This window comes from Candidatus Nanopelagicales bacterium (assembly GCA_018003655.1).
Taxonomy (GTDB): domain Bacteria; phylum Actinomycetota; class Actinomycetes; order S36-B12; family UBA10799; genus JAGNDY01.
On the sequence record JAGNDY010000114.1, the window covers coordinates 1 to 4,915 of the forward strand.

The following is a 4,915-nucleotide window of genomic DNA, read 5'->3' on the forward strand; positions in this document are numbered from 1 at the left end:
GAGGGTCGGTCGTTCGTCGTCCGATTCCGGATGCCCCACCAAGACTGGACCTGGGACGATCTGGTTCGAGGCGAACTGTCATTCGGATCGGCGCACGTTCCCGACTTTGTCATCGTTCGGGCCAACGGCGAACCGCTCTACACGTTGGTCAACCCAACCGACGACGCACTCATGGGCATCACGCATGTGCTGCGTGGCGAGGACTTGTTGTCCTCCACCCCTCGGCAGCTCGCGATGCACCAGGCGCTAGCCGACATCGGGGTGAGCGTCGGCCCCATGCCGCAGTTTGGGCACCTGCCCTACGTCATGGGCGAAGGGAACAAGAAGCTCTCCAAACGCGATCCCGAGGCGTCGTTCTCGCACTACATGAACGCGGGCTTCCTGCCGGAAGGACTGGTGAACTACCTGGCGCTGCTCGGGTGGTCGCTGGGCAACGACGTTGAGTTCTTCTCGCTCGACCAGATGGCGGCAGCTTTTGAGATCTCCCGGGTCAACCCCAATCCGGCGCGCTTTGACCTGAAGAAGTGCACATCCATCAACGGTGATTGGATCCGCGCGCTGGAGCCCGATGACCTCACCGATCGAATCCTGCCGTTCCTGGTTGAGGCCGACGTGCTGCCCGCCCGACCAACCGCAGACCAGCGAGCCCTGCTCCACGCAGCGATTCCCCACATCAGCGAGCGGATGGAGACGCTCTCGCAGGCAGTCGGCATGGTTGGCTTCCTCTTCGCCGGTGGGCCCGACAGCATTCCGTTTGAACGCGATCCGGCGGATGTCGCCAAGGTGCTCGATGAGTCGGGCCGCGAGGTGGTGGCAGCTGCGTTGGCTGCCCTGGCCGAGGTGCAGGATTGGTCCACCGAGCCGATTCAAGAGGCATTGCGTACCCGACTGATCGACCAGCTGGGGCTCAAGCCACGCATCGCGTTCGGTCCCGTTCGGGTTGCAGTCACGGGTCGGCGAGTGTCACCCCCATTGTTCGAATCCCTGGAATTGCTCGGTCGTGACCGTTCGATGGAGCGACTGCACTCCGCCGCCGGACCGACTCAGGGCTGACGGCTGAAACCCTGCGGGCTATACTCGACGAACCTCTTGGGGTATGGGGTAATTGGCAGCCCGGCTGATTCTGGTTCAGCTAGTCTAGGTTCGAGTCCTGGTACCCCAGCTCAACCCGCAGCGAATCGCGGCCCGATGTACCGCAGCAGTGAACACCGCAGTATTTTGCAAGACGGCAGTAACTAGCATCACCGCAGTCACCATCTCGACCGAAAAAGTCAAAGTCTAGGGCCCCGTTGTGTAGCGGCCTAGCACGCCGCCCTCTCAAGGCGGTAGCGCGGGTTCGAATCCCGTCGGGGCTACCACCATCACCGCTGTACCTGGTCGACGAGGCCGCGCAGCCGCGCTCGACCGCCGACGCCGAACAGGTCACGGAGGTACTTTCCATGCCCTCACCTCTTGCATCACCGTTCACCATCGACGTGGCGGACGCTGCACTGAAAGATCTGACCGATCGTCTGGGCCGTACCCGCTTCACTCGACAGACCGCCCCCGGATGGCGAGCTGGCACCGACCCGGACTATCTGCGCGAGTTGGTCGCCTATTGGCGCACAGGCTTTGACTGGCGGGCCCGTGAATGCCAACTCAATCAAGTTTCCCAGTACACCGTCACCCTCGAAGGCCAGCGCGTGCACTTCGTTCATGTCCGAGCTGTCCCCAGCCGCCGGGGGTCCGCATCGCTGCCACTTGTGCTGACACACGGCTGGCCGAGCAGTTTCGTCGAGATGCTGCCGCTGATCGCTCCACTGACCAACCCGGCCGCTCACGGCGGGAAAGAGAGCGACGCCTTCGACGTGGTCATCCCCTCGTTACCCGGCTTCGCATTCTCTGACCTGCCCCGGCAGGGCCCGGTAATCCCACCGATGATTGCCGACCTGTGGGCCCGGCTGATGAGCGAGGTGCTGGGCTATCCGAGGTTCGGCGCTTATGGCGGGGACATCGGCTCGCATGTCACGGGTTTTCTCGGCTCCCGCCACCCAGAACGAGTCGTCGGCATCTATACCCACCACCCGAACCTGCATCCCATCCTCGATGACGTCGATTCGTTGACCGCCGCCGAGCAGGCCTATCTAGCAGGGCGGAGCAACGAGCAAAGCGACGACGGATACGCCGCGATGCAGAGCACCCGTCCGGACACGCTGGCCGCCGCCCTGCTCGATTCCCCCGCCGGGCTCGCCGCTTGGCTCGTCGAGAAGTACCGAACGTGGGGGGACTGTGAGGGAAACGTAGAGACCCGGTTCAGCAAAGACACCCTGCTCACGATCATTAGTCTCTACTGGTTCACCGGAACGATCGGCTCGTCGTTCCGCCCCTACTTTGACGACCACCAGACGCCGCCGCTGGCCGCAGTTGAGGTCCCGACCGGTGTCACGCTCACACCGGAGGATCGGGACTACCCACGTGAGTATGCCGAGCGCACCTACCGCGATCTACGTCAGTGGCGCGGCCCAAGCCGAGGCGGCCACTTCCTGCCCCTTGAGGAGCCTGCCCTGCTCGCCAACGACCTTCGGGACTTCTTCCGCCCACTGCGCCCCACCAGTGCATCCGGTGCTACCAAGCGCTGGAATGCCCCATGACCTGTCGGCTTGCCAACGGTGCCGACGATCGGAATGTGCGCGACGTCGTCCACGATGGCGGCTACCACGAGGATGGTCAACCAACAGGCCCGCAGGAACAAATTGACTGAGCCGCCGCTCCTACGCCGCATGTACAGGGCACTGACGAGGGATCCTGGAACGGCCACCGCGAAGCCGACGATCAGCCAGACGTCGCCGAACGTGGTCGGCAGGGTCGCTACGTTGCTGCAAACCACGACGTGGAACTGCCGGTCGCGCGGTCAGCCAATTGGTGTCGGTGTGCTGCCGAGGCTCCGGCCGGTCGTCCGCTTCGTCGTCACCTTGGGCTCAGCCGTAGTTGACTTCAGGCCAAACGGCTTGACCGACGACTTCCAATAGTCGCCGTAGACCCACACCTTCATGCCGCGGGCCAGGTGCTGAGCGATCCATCGCTGGTCGGACTTTTGCGTGCGCACACACCCATGAGACTGCGGGCGGGGTCGAAGAACGTGGGGTGTTCCGTGGACGGCGATATTGCCGTCGAAGTAGATCGGTCGAAACAGCCCCGGGCGCCCGTCTGGCTCCGGGAACATGGTGCTTGATTGCCAAACGCGGGGGTAGATCCAATAGACCTTGAACAACCCGCTGCGCGTCCATCCTGGGTTCTTGCCGGTGCTCACGGGAATGACTCGGTCGACGATCCCTTTGGTGATGAACACAGCGGTCTGGCATTGCATATTGACCGCAAAGCGGACGGTCCTGATTGCCGACGGGACCTTCCAGTTGGTCGTGTTGGGGGTGGCGACGAGTGCGGAGGCCTCGGCTGAACTCGCTGGCAGCCGGGTCGCCTTACGGCCGGTCAACTCGCGCCAGGCACACAGCGCGCGGCGCGTCTGCGCTCCTTGTGTTCCGGTGGCGGGTCCGACGGGCAGCTTCAGCGCGGCCAACTTGCGCTGTAGCGTCAGAGTCGTCACCGCCGTTGGAGCCGATGGTGTGGTCGGGGTCGGGCTTGATGTGGGGCTGTCAGCGGCTTGTGCCGCTGGAACCGCGAGGATCGTCAAAGCGCACGCTGCGGCGAATGACGCAGCGAGGCGACGCACAACGTCGGTGGTCTCGGGCACTGGCACCTCCACATAGTCCCTGGATGCGCCTCTGCGCGCCTGTTGAATGGAGATTCTGACGTTCTTGATAAATCACATCGCGGCGATGTCGTGGTGGCGCCCGCCTGAGAGAGTGTTAGCTGCCGGAATCAACGACCGTGATGTTGACACCGGTCTTGCCTTCGCTCGGGGCGATGGTCACCTGAACGCTGCGAGTGCCCTTTGACCACGTTTGGATCCCGCCGGAACTTCCACCGCCCAACGTGGTCGACGACTTCCAACCCTTGGCCTTGAAATCGGTGGTCAACTGCGCGCCCACTTGCTCGGGCGTGGCGTCCGAACCCTCGAAGGTTGCCGAATATGTGTCGCCTTTGCCGGTGTTGATTGTGGTGCCATTGATGACCGGCAGTCCCTGCGGTGTGGGCACGTCACTGGGCCAGCCCTCGGGCAACTGGGAATTCGTCGACAGGCTGCCCTCACTTGAACTGATCTTCACGTCGCCGGGTGACTCGTCATTGGTCGTGACGGAGGTGCCACCCCCGCATGCGGTCAGTGCACCTACCAGGATAGCGCCAGAACCGAGACTGAACAACGTGCGCTGCATCCTGGTCCGCATGACAGCTCCTTTGTTGGGGTTGTTGATCAGTTGTACGGCTCTGGGTGTACCAAGTCAAGCGCGTACGTTTTGATCGCCTCGGCGACTACGGAGCGTTCAACAATCCCTTGCGCGGCCAACTGGGCCAATGTTGCGACCGTTACGGACTCGGCATCGACGAGGAAGTGGCGGCGCAGCGCCTCGCGTGTGTCCGACATCCCCCACCCATCGGTGCCAAGCGACGTGTACGGCCCCGGTACCCACGCCTGAATCTGGTCGGGTACCGCCCGCATGTAATCCGACACGGCGACCACTGGGCCGGGTCGGTCGGCCAGGGCCGCCGTGACGTAGGCGGTTCGGGTTGGTTCACCCGGCTCGAGCATGTTGTAGCGATCGACGCTGAGGCCATCGCGTCGCAACTGCGTCCAGCTGGTTACCGACCACACATCGGCATGGACATTCCAGTCCGTTGCCAGCAGTTCCGTTGCCCGTAGTGCCCATTGGACCGCAGGGCCGGAGGCGAGCAGTTGCGCGCGGCGGTCACCGGCAGCTTCGGGGTCGGCTTGGGCGATCAGGTGCATCCCCGCGAGGATGCCGTCGATGTCGGCGCC

The 4,915-nt window shown here is 63.6% G+C and carries 5 protein-coding genes and 2 tRNA genes; 4 read left to right on the plus strand and 3 right to left on the minus strand.

The window, feature by feature from the left end; all coding sequences use genetic code 11:
- The 4 genes from KAZ48_10640 to KAZ48_10655 form a co-directional block, all read left to right on the plus strand.
- On the plus strand, positions 1–1,053 hold a 1,053-nt coding region (locus KAZ48_10640), incomplete at its 5' end, for a glutamate--tRNA ligase (GenBank protein ID MBP7973249.1).
- 37 nt (positions 1,054–1,090) lie between these two features.
- Positions 1,091–1,162 (plus strand) — tRNA-Gln (locus KAZ48_10645).
- A 120-nt stretch (positions 1,163–1,282) separates the two neighbouring features.
- Positions 1,283–1,358: transfer RNA gene (locus tag KAZ48_10650), tRNA-Glu, on the plus strand.
- A gap of 81 nt (positions 1,359–1,439) precedes the next feature.
- Positions 1,440–2,630, plus strand: coding sequence for an epoxide hydrolase (locus KAZ48_10655; protein ID MBP7973250.1), 1,191 nt, complete (start codon positions 1,440–1,442; stop codon positions 2,628–2,630).
- Positions 2,631–2,890: 260 nt separating this feature from the next.
- On the opposite strand, the gene KAZ48_10660 is transcribed toward KAZ48_10655, so the two are convergent.
- From KAZ48_10660 to KAZ48_10670, 3 genes are all read right to left on the minus strand, one after another.
- Complete coding sequence (locus tag KAZ48_10660) at positions 2,891–3,730, minus strand: L,D-transpeptidase (protein ID MBP7973251.1); 840 nt, start codon at positions 3,728–3,730, stop codon at positions 2,891–2,893.
- Positions 3,731–3,845: 115 nt separating this feature from the next.
- Positions 3,846–4,325 (minus strand): hypothetical protein, encoded by a 480-nt coding sequence (locus KAZ48_10665; protein ID MBP7973252.1) that lies wholly within the window; start codon positions 4,323–4,325, stop codon positions 3,846–3,848.
- A gap of 26 nt (positions 4,326–4,351) precedes the next feature.
- Positions 4,352–4,915: pyruvate dehydrogenase (acetyl-transferring), homodimeric type (locus KAZ48_10670; protein ID MBP7973253.1), on the minus strand; the 564-nt coding region annotated here is incomplete at its 5' end.

What these genes read in the sequence shown, in the direction of transcription:
- KAZ48_10665 (MBP7973252.1), bottom strand. Translation starts at nt 4,325, where the DNA reads ATGCGGACCAGGATGCAGCGCACGTTGTTCAGTCTCGGTTCTGGCGCT.
- KAZ48_10655 (MBP7973250.1), top strand. Translation starts at nt 1,440, where the DNA reads ATGCCCTCACCTCTTGCATCACCGTTCACCATCGACGTGGCGGACGCT.